The organism is Cupriavidus sp. GW821-FHT07C08 (assembly GCF_059419025.1).
Map to the genome: position 1 here is coordinate 101,601 of NZ_JBWKQZ010000030.1, position 16,826 is coordinate 118,426.

The following is a 16,826-nucleotide window of genomic DNA, read 5'->3' on the forward strand; positions in this document are numbered from 1 at the left end:
CCTATCGCAAGCAAAGTTCGCGCCGGCCGAGATGTCAAGCGCTGGCCACTCTGGAATGCGTCGCTGGGTCCTCATGGGCCCGGTTGCCGAGCCCATGCAGGGCATCCCTCGCGCACCGGGGTAGCGAGGGCGGGCCTTGCCCAGCACGCGTGTTGCGATAGCCAGCGCCGGTCGGCTGTTCCCGACCCATCTCGGTCGCTCGCATGTCGATTATCGAATGACCGTTGTTGGTCTCGGTCGGATGAACCCGATCCGGGTGGGACCGTCCTCCGGAAATCGGCGGTGAACCAAAGAAAAACCCCGGAGCTAGTCCGGGGTTGGGTTCAAACGATCACCTCGACGGCCTCGCCAAACGGCGGCGGAGCAATCCGACGCAGCGGCGTGGTCGAGGCCCACAGCGTGGGGTACACAGGGGGCGCAGCCGGGAATTTCCCGTCCATGTCCGTCAGATAGACCAGGAAGGCCGGGTGGATGCCCTGCTCTTCCAGCCAGGCGAATGCCGCCACGAAGCTCGTGCCGCCACCGCCACGGATGGGGCCCAGCTCGATAGCCTCGCCCCGCTCAAAGCACTGCACCTGCGCGATGCGGGTGTCGCAGTCCAGCACGAACAGACGCCGCGGCTGCAGCGAGGCGAATACCGCTTCGATCTCCGCCCCGAACTGCGCCTGCGTCTCGTCGAACACCGAACCGCTGGTGTCGCGCACAAAGACCGCATCGCCCACCGACTGGTCGTGCAAGGCCGGCAGGTACAGGCCCATGTGGGTGTACCGCCGGTTCGGCATCGCCCAGCTGTAGTCCGAACGAGTCTGCTCGAAGGCAAAGCGGTGCAGCACCGAGCGCCAGTCCACCGACGCCCGCGTGGCTGAGGCCACCATCGCACTCAACTCACCCGGCAACTTGCCACGCATCTGTGCGGCCTTGGCCGCCTGCATCGTCGCCACCTTCCACTCGTTGGCCAGCGTTTGCTGGTCTACCTGCGGTTGCTGGCGCACCTCCCCGGGGGAAAACTCCGGCGAGGTTTGCGAAGGATCGCCGCCGGCGCTGCTATCGCCGTTGCCATCGCTTGACCCGTCCTGGCCGCCAGGCTGTGGCGAGCCTTTGCCATCGCCCTGACCGCCGCCGTCTTGCTGTGGCGTTGGCTGGGGCGCCGGTTGCGGCTGCGGCTGTGGTTGCTCCGACCCTTCCTGGCGCAACATGGCATAGATCTCTTCTGCGGACTTGCCGAGAAAGCGTCCGTCGATCAGCGCGCCGGCCGGCAACTGCAAGCCGGCGTTGAGCACCAACGGATTGATCGCATAGTCGCAGGCCTGATTCCAACGGCCGGGATCACGAACACCACGGCGCCAGCAATGGCCGTTGGCCGGATGCAGGACCTCGTGCGCCAGAGAGCCGCGCAGCTCAAGATCGCTCAGGGTGGCGACGTATGCCGGGTTGTAGCCCAGCGATACGCCATCCACCCAGAACGTCTTGCAGGACGGATCCTCGACCAGCTGCAACCGCATCAGCAACGCCCCAAAGAACGGTTGCGACAGGATGAGCTGGGAGCGCTGCTTCGAGATTCGATCGCGCATGACGGCCTCACGCAGTCAGCAGTTGGAACATGGGCGACGCCGGCGCAGCGACGTCCGACGATGGCGGCGGGCCGCCCATGAAGGCGGCCATCTGTGCCTCGATCTCCATGGCCTTCTCCGCCACCTGTTTGCGCAGTTCGGTCGAGTTGCGCAGGTCCAGGCCGCTGTGCCGCGCCAGATGCTGCTGGGTATCCTCCAGGATGCGCGTGAGCGCCGGGTCCCCGGAGAAGTTCAGCTTTGGCAGCAGCGCGCTCAGCTCGCGCACCTTGTCGGCGACGTCCAGCCGCACGTTCGTGGCCCCATACAGGCGGTTGGCGAAATGCTGCACGGCCTCGAAGAGGCGACCGACCAGGTCGTCATTGGCGGTCTTGACCGCGCCGAGTACGCGCTGGTCCATCTCCGTCTTCAGTCCGTCCAGCACATTGGCCGGCAGGGCAATGTCAAACTGGCTCGCGTCCGGGAACGGCAGCACCGCAAGGCGCATCCCGAACTTCTTCGCCAGTTCCGCCTGGGTTGGATAGTCCGCGTCGTCGAAAAGACCGTTCAGCGCCTCCCGCGCCTCGTCCTTCAGGCGCGGATAGTCGGCGAGAAACACCGCGGTCGCGGCGTTGAACTCGTCCTGGAACTGACGCTGACGGTCGGCCACCTCCATGTACATGTCGGTGGGCAACAGGCGCACGCCCAGCTGGTCGTAGTCCAGGCTGTGCGCGTCGAAGTAGGCGCGGGCGCGATTGGCGATCGCACACACCTCCTTGTAGGACGTCGCACCGTCGGTCAGCAGCTTCTTGTTGAAGCGGCCAATGTCCTTGGTGTCGTGGTTCGCCTCGACTTCCTCGGTCGCCCGGGTGTCGAACTTGCGCGCCCGCCACACCGACGTGTTGAAGGTGGCGAGCATGACGCGCTTGGTAATGTCTTGAATGTTCATGATGATTCCTGGAAATGGGATGGATACGGCTGCAAAGACGAACGGCGAGCCAGTTGGCTCGCCGTCATGGGATGAAGAAGAACGGGGGTTCAGTTACCGAGCAGCAACTCACCGAGCTTGCCGCCCTGCGCATTGATCCAGGCCGGGGTGGCGCAGATCCGCGCATCGCGGCGTGCGGCGTCGGTGGCGAGCATCACGGCGAACTCGCCGAGATGGGCTTCGAACAGGCGATTGGCATACACCATCACGCGATCGAAGTTGTTCTCGTTGGCAACCGAGGCGAGCGCCGAGCAGATGGCGTACTGCGCGGCCACCTTGTCCGGAATCCTGGCGGATTCTGGTGCGGCCAGCACCGAATCGACACTGGGCAACTCGCGATAGATCTGGCGGAACGACTCGAACTCGAGCGCCGCGCCCTCGCCTACCGCGCCGGCCGTGACGATGATTTCCATGCCCAGCGGTACCAGCGGCAGTTGACGCGCCACATGTCCCCAGCCTCGCGGCGAGGGCAGGTTTTCCACTTCCTTGCTGCGCTCTGACGAGAGCAGCAGGTCGGGACGGAAGCGCAGGAAGGCAATCAGCACCGGCGGCACGTGGTTCGTGACCGCCCACCGCGTCCAGTCCTCGATCGTCGGTTCCAGCTCCACGATGGTGCTGAAACGGGACTTCAACGGATCAAGGATGTTGGACACCGCCGCGTTGTCGCTGCGACGGTTGGTGGCGGCAACAAAGGTAACGTGGTCCGGCAGGACGTGTTCACCGATGCGCCGCGCGAGCAGCAGTTGCATCTTGGCGGCCTGGACGGCCGGTGAAGCCTGTCCGAGGTCGTCGATGAACCAGACCAGCGGGCGCGTGCTGTTGAGCGCAGTGGCCAGGTCCCCGAATGGCAGGAAGCTGGCACCCGCACCATCCGTTGCCGGAAAAGGCAGGCCCTTTGAGTCGGTCGGATCTTCCACCACGGGGTGGGAGATCAGCAGGTCGTGGACGGCAGCCTTGGCGACGCTGTCCACGATATCACTCTTGCCGATGCCAGGCGCCCCGGTGATGAGGACGGGCAGGCGTGCGGGAATGAAGGCCGCGAGCAGGGTGTGCAGTTGGGAAGGGTTGACTTTCATGGGATTCCTAAAGGGGAGCCCCACAAAGACATCTTCCGCACAGGGAGGGTGTCCCTGTGGGAAGTTTCAATGAATGCGCCAGCAGTGCTGGCAGAGGTCGATGCGTCGGCAGACGCGGGTAAAACGCTGTTTGGACTGATTCTGACCAGTGCGAACAACGCTCTATCGACATAGCTTACAGGCAATACGGTGCGAGTGTCATTCGGAATGACAGCAAATCTGCTGCCGCTTGTGAGAGGGAAGATCCCCGGCACGTGGCCGGGGGGAGGTTGCAAGAAGAATCACGCGGCAATCGCCAACGCGGGCTCAAGTTCGGCCAGTCGCGCCTGGGCGTAGGCCAGGGTGCCATCGCCGGCCTGCAGGCGGCGAGTGGTGCGCGTCTCGGGCTGCTCGATGTAGTACACGCGGGAATTTCCTCGCGGGAGATGCCGGATCTGTCGGAAGCCTTCGCCAATGCACAGGTCGACATACTCGCGCCCGTTCATGCGCGTGCCGTTCAGGTTCCAGCGCGAGGCCTCGGCACGCTCACGCGCGCGTTCGGCATCCTTCGCTTGCAGACGCAGCGAGCGCGCGGTAAGCGCCTGTGCATCCCACTGGCGTTGCTCCGCTTCCGAGAAGCCGCACAGCTCGAAGATGCGGCGGCGGCGGGTGGCCGCCGGCACGCCGGTCAGCACCACCCCGCATTCCTCGCGGAGCACGCGCTTGGACAGCGTGTTGCGGTCGCTGGGCGTGTCCAGGATTTCCAGCAGGCAACCCAGGTCACGCTGCAGGACAGCCAGTGCGAAGCGGTTCGGCCACATGAAGCTGCCATGGTCGCGTTCGATGGCGGCCAGGGCGCATTCGTGCTGAAACCGGCGCTCACTCAGGCTGCCCTTGGCACGGTCGGCCTGCGCCCGCTCGATGCGCTCTGCATAGCGCTTTGCACGGATCAGGGCGTGCAGGCGTGCGGCCAGCGGCGACACCGGGGCGGCGTCGTCCCCGGTCGGGGCCCTGACCAACGGCGCGGCCAGTGGTGGAACCACCTGCGCGGCGAACAACGCGTCGTCAACATCGACGTGTGTGCAGTCCATCGCGAGAGGTTTCACCAGTGCAATCAGGCGAGGCGCATTGCGCGCAGTGGTGGCCAGCTTGTCATGGCGCATCACCGAACACAGCGCCTGCAGCTGGTTGGCCGACAGAGCACCTCGCAGCGACGGTACCGCAATCAGTGTAGGCAGCCAGTGCAGGTCATGGCGGCCGGCGTCAGAGGCGTCACCCCCGCTGCGGTAGGCGTTGAGGATGCAGTCCCGGACCGGCTCGCCGCGTTGCAAGGCATAGGCGACATGCACCTCATGGCGGCCGTTGATGCCGGCCCCCGGCGCAAACTCAGGCCCGTTCGTGCCGTAGCCGAAGCGCCGGTGGAACTCGCCGTGCACGAAGGCGTAGGCATCGAACGGCTCGGCCACCGCAAACAGATCCAGGTTGGCCGCTCCGAGGTTTGCGACGTGGTCGGGATCAACGGCCTCGTTGGTGAAGACCGCTAGCCGACCGGCAGCCCAGACGGCCTGCCAGGACGTGCGGCTCATCTCATGCGGGCGCAGCACCTTGCCGTGCGGACGCACAATGAAGCGCTCCACCTCGTCCAGGATGGACGTGAGGATCGCCTTCGGGTCGCCGGCGGGCCGCACCGCGAATGACCCGGAGGGCAGCCGCAGGACGGGAATGGCGCCGCGCTCGACATGACGCACGGAAATGTCCTCCGCACGCAAGCCTGGCTTGGGGCCAGGTTCGTGGTTCAGAAGCGCCAGCACGCCGGCCAGCGTCGTGCGGGAATCGACCCGCTCCGGGCCAGTGGTAACAACGTACATTGATTTGCTCCGAGAGCGAACGGAGCAAGCCCGACGGGGCGTTGCCCCGTCTGGGTGGAAAGGAATTGAAATGTGTGTGCGAGGTTCAGCTCGCAATGGCGATCACGATGCCTCCACGCCTGCTTCGGCGCGCGCATCGGCAATCCATGCGAGCAGCTCGGCAGACTGGATCTTCCAGACCGGCCCGCGGGCATGGCCCGTGGCGAACGTGCGAATCGGCCTGAACCAGCCCGTCACCAGCAACGCCTCAAGCACGTCATCCGGCACGTTCCAGGCCGCCACCAATACCTCGTCGTCGGCCAGGTGCTCCTGCGGAACATTGGCCGTGAGATCGGCATACGGTTCAAAATCGTCCGCGCAGACCAGCGACAGCGCCGGACGCAGATTGGATTGATAGACGTGGACGCGCAGGTGCAGTCCGGCCGGGTAGCTGGCTATGCCAGCGCCGATGATGTGGTCTTCCATGGAGCACTCCTGAATCTTGGATACAGGGCGGCCCCATCGGGGGCATGCCCCGCGTGGGTGGTAGAAACAAAAAACGCACCCCCGGAGGGATGCGTCAGAGCAGACGTCCGGGACCCGGACACCTGAGAGGAAGGTTGGCGCTCAGTCCTTGTGGACGCGACGGCCGTTGCGATCCGCCCACAGCAGGTAGGCCGAGAACAGCAACGCGAGAACCAGAAGAGGTGGGCCGAACATCACTTTTCTCCTTTCGAGAGGACTGCACCTACGGCAAATAATACACCTGCGATCACAAAAAGGCTCACGCCATTTGCCACCGCAGTCAAGTTCCAGCCAGGCCGGCTTGTTGAATAACCAGCCAGACCGACGATCGCCGCAGCCGAAAGCGTATGAGTAAAGCGCCCGTACTGCAGGCGCTGATCCTTGGTCGGAGCCACAATGGCCATGCGGGCTTCTTGCAGCCATCCACGCTTGTCCGCCCTGGAGCGATCGACGCTGTAAATGGACGGTTCCTTGCGCACCAACGGGAACTGATAGCCGTCTTCCAGTAGCATCAGAACGTGCCGTTCCCCCATCGCAATGGAGGCATCCACCAGATTGTCCAGCCGGACCGGCAGCGTAACGACGTCGGCATCCGGCTCATAGTGAACGGAACAGGAGTATTCGTCGCCGCTCGTGGATTTGAGAATGACCTTGGCAATCCGCGTCATCGTCACGCCTCCTCAGCTGCGCCGGCCGGCTACAACGCGCAGCGTGGCAACGAGCGAGGCGTAGCCCTCCGACGAGCCGATCGACTGCAGGCAGACCGCATTGTCGCGCCCGCCAGTATGGTCGTCGCGGCCACGGCAGGTGCGAAAGCTCAGGCGAGCCGCGGACTGTTGCGGCGCGTGGGCAATCTGCACGTACAGCGTATCGGTGTGCAACGCGAACAGGTCGGTCGCATCGCGGCGCCGCCGGCGCTCGCGCACGGTGAAATCGCGCTGACGCAGGCCCAGGTCGCATGCCAGACGGCGCATGACACGGGAAGCATCGCGTTTGAGGCTGGCACAGGCCGCGGCGTTGCCGGGTTGGTGCGGTTGGGTAAAGGATTTGGGGATTTTCATGGCAAGTCTCGGTTGAAACGGGACAGCCATCCCCAACGGGACGGTGTCCCGAAAAGGGTGAAGGTCTGGGCAAGCCAGACGGGGGTTCGATGCGTCTTGGACGCGATCAAAGAGTGTTTGCCGAATCGCTCGTCGATTGAGCAAGCACTCTGGTGCTGTGTGCGCGGCGCCCGAAGGCGCCACGCATTCCGGATCAGTCGATGTCCAGCAAGCGGTTGATCACGCGCGCCGTCTGCCACGCCTGGTCGCGGCTGAACATCTTGGCCACAACGAGCTTGCGCAGGATCGTGCTACCGGTGGGGCCTTCGACGGCAGTGGCGATGTGATCAACATGCACGCGCCAGCCCTCCGAGCAGCCGCGATCGACCGAGACCGCGAAGCGATGGCGAGCGTGCTCTGCCGGCCAGCCCGCGTCGGGCAACAGGCCATACTGCGCTTCATTGGCGTCGGCAAGATGGTTCGCCGGAATGATCCACTCGGGTTCGAGGTCGATCGCGCGCAGCGTGCGCGCCAGCAGGTGGGTGACCTGGTCGACGGTCCTGCCTTCGGTCTGGATCGGGGTGATGGGTTGCATAGTCGGCTCCGTGAAATGGGACGCCGCTCACGAGGGCGGCGCCTCGTGGGTGCAAGGGATTGGTCCTGGCGGTGCCAGGCGCGGGTTTCGATGCGTCATGGACGCGATCAAAAGCGCTTGCCCAAGCGCGCGAACGCTTGGGCAAGCCCTCTCGGGGCTTGCATGGGATGGGAGCGCCGGCGGGCCGGCCCTCTGTTCAACGCGTCAGGCGATAGCCGCTGCCCGACGACACCAGATACAGCCGCTCGCCGGTAACGAACTGCTGATCTGCACCTTGTGCCACGACGAGTTGGCGGCCGCTGTCCGTGCGGACAATGACCTCCACGCCGTCGCGCTGTGACAGGTGCGTGGCCGCCACCTGGCCGATGACACCCGCTGCCGTGCCCGAGAGTGCGCCAGCGATGTAACGGCCGTCGCCGTTGCCGATGACACGTGCACCGAGTACCGCGCCAACCAACGTGCTGAGGATGGCCGGCACTCCGGAACTGGCCGACAGCATGCCGTCGCCAGCGATGGTGACGTTGCGCACGCGCACTACCGTCACCTGCTCAGCCGAACCGGCGCGCATGGCATCGGAACCGCGGTAGACATTGGGCGAAGCCTGAGCAGCGCAGCCACTGATAGCACTGATAAATGCAAAGAGAAGGAAATAACGCTTGAACATGCTGGCCTCACATGAAAATGGGCCAACATGCCTACGGGCAGGAAGGCCCGTAGGGGGGGAAAAGCTGTGCCAGCGGAGATGCCGGCGTGGTCGATGCGTCAGGGACGCGAGAAGTGCGGCTATCTTAGCAGTCCGGGCATCGTTTGTGGAGCCGTCTCAGGCGAACGCGTCGATCCGGATAGACCTGGGCGTGACGGTGATCCTTACGGACTTGCAATCTGCATTGGCCAGGGTCTCCTTGAGACCGGTCAGAGACAGACGCTCACCGAAATCGTCGCCACCAAAACCGCGACGGGCGTTCTCGTAGAACTCCGCATCCACGGCGGGGTTGCACCCCTTAAAGTAAAACAGACACTGCTGCTCAGGCTTGGGGCCGGTGCTATAGCCCACGTAAGCGCCGTGGTCCTTGGCGATAAAAAACTTCTCGGACTTCGCCGCGTCGCAGAAGGCGACAAGGCACTCAACCTGCGAACGGGAAAGCGTGATTTGAGGCATTGATTGCTCCTTAATGGGTGAAACGGAGCAAGCCCCCGAGGGGCTTTGCCCCGCAAGGGATGAAGAATGACGGTTAAGCAGGTTCTGCCAGGACAGGCACAACGTCCGCCGGGTTCACGCGAGCGACGGGAGCCGGCGAATCCGCCCAGAAGAACAGAGCCGGGCCGTCAGCCTTGCGTGGTCGCACGGTGCCGACAAAGTCTTCGCACCCGTAGAGGCTGACGCGCGTATTGTCGGTACCGTTGTGATGGAGATAGACGCCGCCGCTGTCAGCGGCGAACTTGCCCTCCAGCGCCTGGAAGACGCGGTGGAAGTCATAGAGGTGGCGCGGGTCGCACTGCCCCGGCTCACCGCTACCCCGATGGGGACCGATGGCACGACGGTAGATGGGATAGCCCGCATCGCGCCGCACAAACTCGAATGGCGTGCCACCATGCACCAGTTCGGCCCAGCCGGGCCGCTCGGTATCGAGGCGCAGTTCCAGCGAGCCAAACTTTCCGCGCACCGGCTTCACGCATTCGATGACGTTGTGGGGCAGGATGCAGCCTACGCAGATGGCGTCACCAAGCTGGTTGGCCTTCTCTGCACGGAACACGCCCATGCGTTGCCCGTCCATGGCAACCAGGCGCGTTTCGCGTGGCATGGCCTCAGCAAAGACTCCATTGAGCCAATAGCGGGGGTCCTGCTTGGGCGCTAGCAAGGCGATAGCCTTGAGCTGGCGCGGGTCAATCTGGATGGTCTGAATCACAGGTGTGCTCCAAAAAAAAACAGGAACACAGCCGCAGGGACTATGCCCCTGCGGGTGATGAAGGCCTGACGACGGTCAGGATTGAGAAAAATCGATGCGTCTGAGACGCGAGAAGTGCCGTGATGGTATCAGCCTGGACGCGCGCGTTGCAATTGTGCCGTCAAAAAAAAACCCCCGAACATCGGTCCGGGGGTGGGTGCATGGAATGGCGACGCGCCGTCATGCCGGCTTGGCACGCTTGCGCGCGGGCTTGGCGGCCACGTCGTAGCCGAATCGGGCCCATGCGGCGGGATCGATCGGCAACGGATTGGTGCGCCCTGCCTCCAGATTGACGAACATGCCCGAATACTTCAGCGTGCCCGTCCGGAACAGCGTCCACAGCAGGTTGAATGCCTGCACGGCGATCGCCTGATTGATGACCAGCGACTGCTTGCGTAACGCGTCGGCCATCGAACAGGACGGCGCCGTGTCGGCCTTGTCACCCTTGGGGTCGACCAGTTCGGGGAACAGGTCGCCGACGTGGGGCAGGCGGGTTTCCCGCTTGCCGCGCACCTGGCCAAGAATCACCTGACCGCGGTCAGTCTCATTGCCGCAGTCCAAGTAGTAGCCGCCGGAACCGCGCTCGAGCGCGCCGAGAATAGCCTTGCGCGCAGCACGCGAATCCACGCAGCCGATCGCCATGTCGCAGACAAAGCGATCTTGGCTGCCGATCCGTCGCGGGCGGGCCTCCCAGCGGGTGCCCATCAGCAGGTTCAGCCGGTTCACCAGCAGCGTCGCCTTGTGCTGGCCGACGTCGTTGGGGTAGAAGCCCTGGCGGCCGACGTTGGTTTCGCTCACCGTGTCGTCATCGTAGACCGTGCACTCGATACCGCCAGGGTGGCCGAGTTCGAGCATAGCGTGGTGCAGACGGGCCAGCGCCGGCAGCAAGGCGCTACCGGTACCGCCAGCACCGACCACCACCACTTGCCACGCGTTGATGCGCATGGTTTCGGGGATATGGTGTTGAAACGTCATCACACCACCTCCCGGGCCTGCGCCGCCGCATACCAGTCGCCCGGTACACGGTCGACTGCCTCGAAGATGCCCTTGGCGCAGAGCCGCAGGCACAGCGACGGAGTCACAGCGAGGCAGTTGCCCATCACGAACGCGAACTTCACGTCATGCTGGTCGTCCTCGTTGTCGGTCGATGAGAAGTACGCCGGATAGTTGCCATGCGAATGGCAATCCACCACCAGCACCTCGCCATCGGCCAGCGCCGGCCGGTCGTACTGCAAATGACCGCGCCCGTGCGACAGGATCGTGACCGGCACCAGCCGGAATGCGCCGGTTGCCGGATTCCAGACGATCCAGCCGCCCGTCTCATTGGGCATGGCCGCACGCGCCATCTCGGCAAACAGCCCGATCAGGTGCGCAGGCAGCTTGCCGCAGCGCAGGTCCGTCGCCTCGGCCACGGTGCCATAGGGCACGGCAGTCTTGACGTCGAACTGGCCCACGCGGCGCACGAGCTGCAGCCAGGGCCGCGACACTTCCAGAAACACGCCGTTGGCGGCGATAAGCAGGCGCTCTCCTGTCGTTCCCAGCGGTGCCAGGTCGCCGAAGCGCGGCACCATCACCGTCGGAAAGGATTGCTGCAGGGTAATGTCCATCGGATGCATGTTCAGTCTCAGAATTGGCCGGCGATCAAGTTGCCGAGCGATTGGTTCATGGGAATGAGGGCGACTTTCGGGAAGCTGGGAAACTTCCCGTCCAGCATGTCGCGCCAGAAGGCGTAGAAGCCGTCGGCATGGTTGACACGCTTGCCGCCGTGATTGGGATGGGTGAAGGCCGAAGCAAAGAACGCCCCCTCCCAGCCGGCTATGGACGCGGCGTCGATCTGCTTGGGCACGTGGGCCGTGCCGATGCAGATCTTTCCGTGATCCCAGGTGTTGAAATACGGCGGCTCGTACAGCATCGAATCCGGCGTCGGGCGCTCATCGTCGATCAGGGCGAACACACGAAAGCCCGCAGGCGACGCAAGAAAGACCAGACCGGGATGGGGCGTCACGGCGCTGCGATCACCCAACTCCTCGCAGTTGAAGTACACGCGACGATTGCCGGGCGGACACCACCAGGTGATGGCATCCGGGCCGATTGACAGCACGTTGGGCGTCAGGAACTCGCCCTTAGGCAGCGAGGCCTCGGCGACCTGCCGCACCGCCTGGATCAGCGCACGCCGGTTCAGTGGCGTGCCGGCGCCGATCACGGGTCGCCCCGTCTGACCATCGGTGACGATGTGATGCGCGGTGGCATAGCAGAACGCGCTGAGGTCAGTCCCATAAAGCAGAATGGCCGCTTGCAGGGCCACATCATGGTCGCGTGAAGCACTATGAATCTTGGCCATGTGGCCCTCCTATTCAGAAATTAAGGTAAGAACGCGGTCGAGTGCCGCAATGACGTCCATCATGTCGGCCAGCTGCTTGAACTGGCGCCGGATGGCGCGGGGGGTGTCTGCCAGCGGGATCAGCGACTGATACATCGTGGCTTCGCCGCCGCAGTTCAATGAATCAAAGTGGTCATCGAGGATCTGACCGACCCAGTGCTCCCGCCACATGCAGAGCGTCGCCGCCGAGTAGGCCGGTTCCGCCCATTGCGCGTGGTTGAGCGCACGGCTGCGCCGGGTGCGGGCGAGTACCGCCTGCAGGTCCCGCAGCGCCAGGCAGATGCGGCGTGGCAGGCCGCGCTTGCGACCCGCCAGCGCCTCCAGCTGCGGGGCGCGCAGGCAGTCGATGCGCACCGTCTTGTCCCGGCGCGCAAACGCCGGCACCGCGTCATCCGGGGCCAGCACTGGCAGTACCCTGGACGGCAGGTAGCGCTCGATCTCGCAGCTGTCGTCGCCGAACCGCTCGGCGAGAAACTCCCGCGCCTCCTCATCGCTCATGGTCGGATCGCACTCCCACCACCAACGGGCGAACATGTCCGCCAGCTCGTCCGGTGTGCGCACGAAGAGCGATCGGCCCGCCGCCTCGTTGACGAGGTGAATGGCCGTGTACAGCAGGGCCGGATCGGCGCGGCGCATGACTTCGGCACGCTGCCCGATCTCGAACACGGTCTCTTCGTCCAGCTCGATCGCCAAATACAACGGCGCATGGAGTTCTTCGTCCCATCCGAACTGATCGACCTGCTCCCTTGCGGCAGCCAGGTCGAGCAGCGCGAACGAGAAGTTCAACCGCTTGCACTTGGGCGTGCGCCGGCGCAGCCAGGCGAACATGGCCTGCGCGAACGCATCGCCGGCGCTGGCCGCCCCCTGCACGTCCCGGGCCGCCAGCACGCCGGTTTCAAACTGCTTGCGGATCAGCCTGAGGGAGTCCGCGCTGTCGCCATACTGCAGCTTCCCGCGGGCGGGAATCTCGGCCGGCAGCGTGGGCAGCGTCAGAAAACCATGGGCAGGTCGACGTCGGGCAGCGGGAGGCTGTCGCGATGGCGTCCAGCCGTGGCCTGATTCAACGAAGCTTTCATCAGATGGGCGAGGATCGAACAACACGATTCCATCTCCTCAGAATGTGAAAAAACCGCCCTTTCGGGCGGTTTCAGGTTGGAAGGCAGGCAAAAGTCCGGACTGGACAGTGCCTGCATCAAGTCACGCTTACGCATGGCAACCCTTGGCGCCGGCGGCACGCACGAACGTGTAGCGCATGACGGTGCCGTTGTGCTCCGGGCCGTCCACCGTGGCGGTGGTCAGCTCGGGGTACTGGGCGGTGTACATGTCGCGCACCTGGTCGGGCGAGAATGCCGGGCCAGGATCCATCAGGGTCATGCCGTTGTAGGTGAACTCACGGGTCAGTTGCTGGACGGTCAGGCTCATGGTGTCGCTCCTTATCCAAGCAGATCGGCGAGGTTGGTGCCGCTCGGCTCGGGCGACGACGTCGGGGGCGCGGGGGCCGCAGCCTTGCCCTCGCCCTCCTCGTTATCGTCCTTGCCGTCAGCCCCGTCCGCATCATCCGAAGACAATGCAGCCGGCTTGCTGTTGGCCTTGGAGAGCGCCTTCTGCGCCTTGGTGGACTGCGCGCTGGTTGCGGCGCTCAGGATCGAAGCCGTAGCTTCGACCTGTTCGGCCAACGAGCGATGCGAAACCGACACCGAGGCGATCGCCTGGGCGAAGCCCTCGTCCAGTTCTGCCGGGGAGGCGGTCAGGGCAAGAGGCGTGGCGAGCGCGGCGTCAGCGGCCTTGGAGACCACCGGTGCTACCACCACAGCCATCGCGTCACCTTTCATGGTGAGCGTGAGCACAACTTTGTCGCACGCGGCGACGAGCGGAACGAGTTCCTGAAACATGGGGAGATCCTTGAAAAGATGGAATTAATGAGGAGGTCCGACCGCCGGTTGGCGGTCGGGTGCGATCAGAAGCGCAGGACCTTGGGCAGCTTGCCCGTGTAATCGAAGCCATCGACGTTGAGCAACGACTCGATCAGATCCGGCTTGGATTTGTTGAAGACCTTGGCGAAGCTGCCACCGAGCGCGGCACGCAGGCCCAGCTCGTCGGCCAGCACCTTCATCTCCGACTTGGTGAGCAGCTCCAGGAAGTCCTTGGACTTCTGCAGGTTCCAGTGCTGGCGCAGGTCCAGCTTGTGGTACTGGCACATTGCCACGAGGTGATGGACTTCAATCCCCTCGATGGCCGCGACAGTCATCGCGGTGGTCAGCGTTGCTCGCTTGCCGGCATCCAGCTCCTGCACGGTGGCTAGGTTCTTCTTGAGGTCGGTGGATGAAGCCTTCTCGTCCGTCAGCTTCTCGAAGATCTTGCCCATGGTGTCGCCACCGATGTTGCGTGAGAGGCCGGACAACGCCGCCGCCAGCAGATAGATGTTGGCGGTCTCGGGGACGCTTGCAGCCTCGCGGCGCAGCGCCTTGCGCCACAACGCGATCCGGTAGGATTTCACCTTCTCGGTCTCGCTGATATGCGTGACGGCCTTTTCCTCAGCGGGAGCCTTGGTCGAGCCCTTGGCAGTCGTGGTTGCACCCGCGGGTGCCGCGGCCGGTTTCTGCGCGTTCGCCTTGGCGTCGCGCTCAGCCTTCAGTCGTGCGGCGATCTTCTTGCTGTTGCAAGCCGTATCGAAGCACTGGCCGCGGAAGACCTTGCCAATGCTGTCCGGCAGCGCACTGACGGCCGCGCCGTAGTGCTCGCAGGCGTGGCAGGCCTTCGCCTGTTCCTCGCCGACGCCGGTCGGACCGTCCACCACCAGTTGCACGCGCGTATGGTTGTCCCCCGCACGCACAATCCGGATCACCGGGTACTCATCCTTCAGGCCGTAGGCAACCGTTTCCAGTTGCTTGTCGGTCTTCTGGGTGTAGCAGGCGCGGTTGGTGCAATTACCGGTCGCGATGGCCTCGCCGAACATCTCCGTCTGCAACGATGAGTTGTGTGAGCAGGCAGCACAGTCAGCCTTGTCGAAGATCGCCGTAGCGAGGCTGCACGCGGCTGCCTCGATGGTCTTCTTCAGTTCTGCCACCGACTTCTTCTCGCCCACGATGACGGGCAGGAGCTTGTCCTGCTTGTCCTTGGCGAGCGTCGCCAGCAGTTCAGCATGGCCGAGCTGGATGGTGCGGGTGTTGAGCGCGTCCAGAACGGACGTGCTGCAGTTCATCAGCGCCAGGCGCTTGTCCAGCGTGGAGCGGGCCCAGCCCAGGATCTTGGCGGCTTCCTCGCGGTCACCCTTGAGTTGTCCAACGATCCGCGCGGCGGCCACGGCTTCCTCGGAAGGTGCCATGTCTGCACGCTGGACGTTTTCGATGAGGGCGAGCCGGTCGGCTTCCTCCTCGCTCATCTCGCGGATGGTGACAGGGATGGGGTAGTCGTCGCCGTGCGCCGCCTTCGCGGCACGCAAGCGGCGCTCCCCGGCCACCAGCTCGAATGCGTCATCGCCCAACGGACGGATAAGGATCGGCTGGATGACACCGTTCTCGCGAACGGAATCGGTTAGTTCCGCCATTTCGGCAGGATCGAAATACTTGCGCGGATTGCGGCCAGGATTGATCTTGCCTACGGCGATGGTGGGGTTCAGCATGATGGGGTTCTCCGAAGCGGAAAAGGGGAACCCGTTGCCGCACCGGGAACAGGTTCCCGATGGGATAAGAAAGAAAGGCATGGCGCCCCGGCAATGCGGGAAGCCAAGTTACGGCAAAAAGCTGTGCACCGGATGGTGCGAGGTCGATGCGTCAGGGACGCTGAAGTAGGCAACAGGATATACCAAGCGCCTCGATCACGCCAAGAACTTGGCGGAGGAAAGGGTTCTTCGCCGATCTGCGGGGAGGCCATACTCCGGGGCTTCCGTCCCGTTGGAGTCGGCCGAAACCGACCCTGAACTGCCCTTCAAGCCAAGGCAACCTCTACGGCGGCTTCGAGAGGCAAGCGGTCGTTCCCGGTGTCATGTCAGGAAAGCGTTCGCAGGACACCCGGCCTGCGTGATCGCTCCTGCACGCGGACATGTCGTCGCAAGCGGCGGACACTCCTGGCCACCAGTTCGCTTAGGCACGCCTTTCCGGAACCTGCGGCAGACCCAGTTCGATTTGTGGCGAATCCAACTCATCCGGAACCGGATATAATCGAACCGCTCAAAGCGAACCAGCCGAACCGGCGGCCACTCATGACGACCTTTACCCGCGCCTATCTCCGCGCCTCCACAGACGAGCAAGACGCCCAGCGCGCCAAGAAGCAACTCCAAGCCTTCGCGAAGGAAAAAGGCCTGCGCATCGCGGCCTGGTACATGGAGAACGGATCCGGCGCAATCCTCCAGCGCCCAGAACTCTTCCGCCTTCTCCACGACTCGCATCCGGGCGACATCATTCTCATCGAGCAGGTTGATTGGCTCTCGCGGCTGAACGAATCGGACTGGGCCACGCTCCGCAGCGAGATCCAATCGCGCAAGTTGCGCGTCGTGGCGCTGGACCTTCCGACCTCGCACCAACTCGCGGCCAGCGGCGATACCTTCACGACACGAATGCTGGAGGCGCTAAGCGGGATGATGTTGGATATGCTCTCGGCCATCGCCCGCAAGGACTATGAAGACCGCAGACGCCGCGCCGCTCAGGGTATCGAACGCGCAAAGGCCGAAGGCAAGTACAAAGGCCGCACTCCGAACGAAGAGCGCAATGCAGCGATCCTCGCCATGTTGGATGCCGGTCAATCGTGGAACACGGTCATCGCGGCCACAGGCGCATCTCGCTCCACGCTGAGTCGTTTGCTGAAGACCAGAAGCGCGGAGAATATTTAGTCGGCCCTGAAGAATCCCGCAAAGCTAACCGTGACAAGGCATTGAGGGAAGAAACCAGTATCAGGAATTGCAGGG

At 64.1% G+C, this 16,826-nt stretch carries 19 protein-coding genes; 1 reads left to right on the forward strand and 18 read right to left on the reverse strand.

Going from position 1 to position 16,826, the window contains the following annotated elements:
* Positions 1–323: 323 nt before the first annotated feature.
* The 18 genes from AC07UK_RS30025 to AC07UK_RS30110 form a co-directional block, all read right to left on the reverse strand.
* On the reverse strand, positions 324–1,571 hold the full coding sequence (locus tag AC07UK_RS30025) for a vWA domain-containing protein (protein ID WP_494687077.1): 1,248 nt from the start codon (positions 1,569–1,571) through the stop codon (positions 324–326).
* A 7-nt stretch (positions 1,572–1,578) separates the two neighbouring features.
* Entirely contained in the window at positions 1,579–2,496 is a 918-nt protein-coding gene (locus AC07UK_RS30030) for a hypothetical protein (RefSeq protein WP_436225929.1), read from the reverse strand.
* An 89-nt stretch (positions 2,497–2,585) separates the two neighbouring features.
* A complete protein-coding gene (locus tag AC07UK_RS30035; protein ID WP_494687078.1) occupies positions 2,586–3,611 on the reverse strand; it encodes an ATP-binding protein in 1,026 nt (341 codons plus the stop codon).
* A 281-nt stretch (positions 3,612–3,892) separates the two neighbouring features.
* On the reverse strand, positions 3,893–5,458 hold the full coding sequence (locus tag AC07UK_RS30040; RefSeq protein ID WP_494687079.1) for a hypothetical protein: 1,566 nt from the start codon (positions 5,456–5,458) through the stop codon (positions 3,893–3,895).
* 102 nt (positions 5,459–5,560) lie between these two features.
* On the reverse strand, positions 5,561–5,923 hold the full coding sequence (locus tag AC07UK_RS30045) for a hypothetical protein (RefSeq protein ID WP_494687080.1): 363 nt from the start codon (positions 5,921–5,923) through the stop codon (positions 5,561–5,563).
* A gap of 233 nt (positions 5,924–6,156) precedes the next feature.
* Positions 6,157–6,630 carry a hypothetical protein gene (locus AC07UK_RS30050; protein ID WP_479944765.1) on the reverse strand — a complete coding sequence of 158 codons (474 nt, stop codon included), beginning with the start codon at positions 6,628–6,630 and terminating at the stop codon, positions 6,157–6,159.
* A gap of 12 nt (positions 6,631–6,642) precedes the next feature.
* Positions 6,643–7,023, reverse strand: coding sequence for a hypothetical protein (locus AC07UK_RS30055; protein WP_494687081.1), 381 nt, complete (start codon positions 7,021–7,023; stop codon positions 6,643–6,645).
* Between the two features lie 193 nt (positions 7,024–7,216).
* The gene (locus tag AC07UK_RS30060) at positions 7,217–7,597 is read right to left on the reverse strand and encodes a hypothetical protein (RefSeq protein WP_435385209.1); all 381 of its coding nucleotides are present in this window, start codon (positions 7,595–7,597) and stop codon (positions 7,217–7,219) included.
* Between the two features lie 196 nt (positions 7,598–7,793).
* Entirely contained in the window at positions 7,794–8,261 is a 468-nt protein-coding gene (locus AC07UK_RS30065; protein WP_494687082.1) for an outer membrane lipoprotein, read from the reverse strand.
* 156 nt (positions 8,262–8,417) lie between these two features.
* Positions 8,418–8,756: a DUF3085 domain-containing protein gene (locus tag AC07UK_RS30070; protein ID WP_436225937.1), complete on the reverse strand. Its 339-nt coding sequence runs from the start codon at positions 8,754–8,756 to the stop codon at positions 8,418–8,420.
* Between the two features lie 73 nt (positions 8,757–8,829).
* Positions 8,830–9,504, reverse strand: coding sequence for a hypothetical protein (locus AC07UK_RS30075; RefSeq protein WP_494687083.1), 675 nt, complete (start codon positions 9,502–9,504; stop codon positions 8,830–8,832).
* Positions 9,505–9,723: 219 nt separating this feature from the next.
* Positions 9,724–10,518: a PRTRC system ThiF family protein gene (locus AC07UK_RS30080; RefSeq protein ID WP_494687084.1), complete on the reverse strand. Its 795-nt coding sequence runs from the start codon at positions 10,516–10,518 to the stop codon at positions 9,724–9,726.
* On the reverse strand, positions 10,518–11,159 hold the full coding sequence (locus AC07UK_RS30085) for a PRTRC system protein A (RefSeq protein ID WP_494687085.1): 642 nt from the start codon (positions 11,157–11,159) through the stop codon (positions 10,518–10,520). The genes AC07UK_RS30080 and AC07UK_RS30085 overlap by 1 nt, the downstream gene beginning before the upstream one ends.
* A gap of 8 nt (positions 11,160–11,167) precedes the next feature.
* The gene (locus AC07UK_RS30090) at positions 11,168–11,884 is read right to left on the reverse strand and encodes a PRTRC system protein B (protein ID WP_494687086.1); all 717 of its coding nucleotides are present in this window, start codon (positions 11,882–11,884) and stop codon (positions 11,168–11,170) included.
* 9 nt (positions 11,885–11,893) lie between these two features.
* On the reverse strand, positions 11,894–13,024 hold the full coding sequence (locus AC07UK_RS30095; protein WP_494687087.1) for a PRTRC system protein F: 1,131 nt from the start codon (positions 13,022–13,024) through the stop codon (positions 11,894–11,896).
* Positions 13,025–13,126: 102 nt separating this feature from the next.
* Complete coding sequence (locus AC07UK_RS30100) at positions 13,127–13,345, reverse strand: PRTRC system protein C (RefSeq protein WP_340526888.1); 219 nt, start codon at positions 13,343–13,345, stop codon at positions 13,127–13,129.
* Between the two features lie 11 nt (positions 13,346–13,356).
* Positions 13,357–13,815 carry a PRTRC system protein E gene (locus AC07UK_RS30105; RefSeq protein ID WP_494687088.1) on the reverse strand — a complete coding sequence of 153 codons (459 nt, stop codon included), beginning with the start codon at positions 13,813–13,815 and terminating at the stop codon, positions 13,357–13,359.
* Between the two features lie 65 nt (positions 13,816–13,880).
* Positions 13,881–15,545, reverse strand: a complete 1,665-nt coding sequence (locus AC07UK_RS30110; protein ID WP_494687089.1) for a PRTRC system ParB family protein — start codon at positions 15,543–15,545, stop codon at positions 13,881–13,883.
* 579 nt (positions 15,546–16,124) lie between these two features.
* On the opposite strand from AC07UK_RS30110, the gene AC07UK_RS30115 reads away from it, so the two are divergent.
* The gene (locus tag AC07UK_RS30115; RefSeq protein WP_494687090.1) at positions 16,125–16,751 is read left to right on the forward strand and encodes a recombinase family protein; all 627 of its coding nucleotides are present in this window, start codon (positions 16,125–16,127) and stop codon (positions 16,749–16,751) included.
* Positions 16,752–16,826: the final 75 nt, after the last annotated feature.

What these genes read in the sequence shown, in the direction of transcription:
- AC07UK_RS30065 (WP_494687082.1), bottom strand. Translation starts at nt 8,261, where the DNA reads ATGTTCAAGCGTTATTTCCTTCTCTTTGCATTTATCAGTGCTATCAGT.
- AC07UK_RS30050 (WP_479944765.1), bottom strand. Translation starts at nt 6,630, where the DNA reads ATGACGCGGATTGCCAAGGTCATTCTCAAATCCACGAGCGGCGACGAA.
- AC07UK_RS30035 (WP_494687078.1), bottom strand. Translation starts at nt 3,611, where the DNA reads ATGAAAGTCAACCCTTCCCAACTGCACACCCTGCTCGCGGCCTTCATT.
- AC07UK_RS30115 (WP_494687090.1), top strand. Translation starts at nt 16,125, where the DNA reads ATGACGACCTTTACCCGCGCCTATCTCCGCGCCTCCACAGACGAGCAA.
- AC07UK_RS30085 (WP_494687085.1), bottom strand. Translation starts at nt 11,159, where the DNA reads ATGCATCCGATGGACATTACCCTGCAGCAATCCTTTCCGACGGTGATG.
- AC07UK_RS30090 (WP_494687086.1), bottom strand. Translation starts at nt 11,884, where the DNA reads ATGGCCAAGATTCATAGTGCTTCACGCGACCATGATGTGGCCCTGCAA.
- AC07UK_RS30105 (WP_494687088.1), bottom strand. Translation starts at nt 13,815, where the DNA reads ATGTTTCAGGAACTCGTTCCGCTCGTCGCCGCGTGCGACAAAGTTGTG.
- AC07UK_RS30040 (WP_494687079.1), bottom strand. Translation starts at nt 5,458, where the DNA reads ATGTACGTTGTTACCACTGGCCCGGAGCGGGTCGATTCCCGCACGACG.
- AC07UK_RS30045 (WP_494687080.1), bottom strand. Translation starts at nt 5,923, where the DNA reads ATGGAAGACCACATCATCGGCGCTGGCATAGCCAGCTACCCGGCCGGA.
- AC07UK_RS30060 (WP_435385209.1), bottom strand. Translation starts at nt 7,597, where the DNA reads ATGCAACCCATCACCCCGATCCAGACCGAAGGCAGGACCGTCGACCAG.
- AC07UK_RS30080 (WP_494687084.1), bottom strand. Translation starts at nt 10,518, where the DNA reads ATGACGTTTCAACACCATATCCCCGAAACCATGCGCATCAACGCGTGG.
- AC07UK_RS30025 (WP_494687077.1), bottom strand. Translation starts at nt 1,571, where the DNA reads ATGCGCGATCGAATCTCGAAGCAGCGCTCCCAGCTCATCCTGTCGCAA.
- AC07UK_RS30055 (WP_494687081.1), bottom strand. Translation starts at nt 7,023, where the DNA reads ATGAAAATCCCCAAATCCTTTACCCAACCGCACCAACCCGGCAACGCC.
- AC07UK_RS30070 (WP_436225937.1), bottom strand. Translation starts at nt 8,756, where the DNA reads ATGCCTCAAATCACGCTTTCCCGTTCGCAGGTTGAGTGCCTTGTCGCC.
- AC07UK_RS30030 (WP_436225929.1), bottom strand. Translation starts at nt 2,496, where the DNA reads ATGAACATTCAAGACATTACCAAGCGCGTCATGCTCGCCACCTTCAAC.
- AC07UK_RS30110 (WP_494687089.1), bottom strand. Translation starts at nt 15,545, where the DNA reads ATGCTGAACCCCACCATCGCCGTAGGCAAGATCAATCCTGGCCGCAAT.
- AC07UK_RS30100 (WP_340526888.1), bottom strand. Translation starts at nt 13,345, where the DNA reads ATGAGCCTGACCGTCCAGCAACTGACCCGTGAGTTCACCTACAACGGC.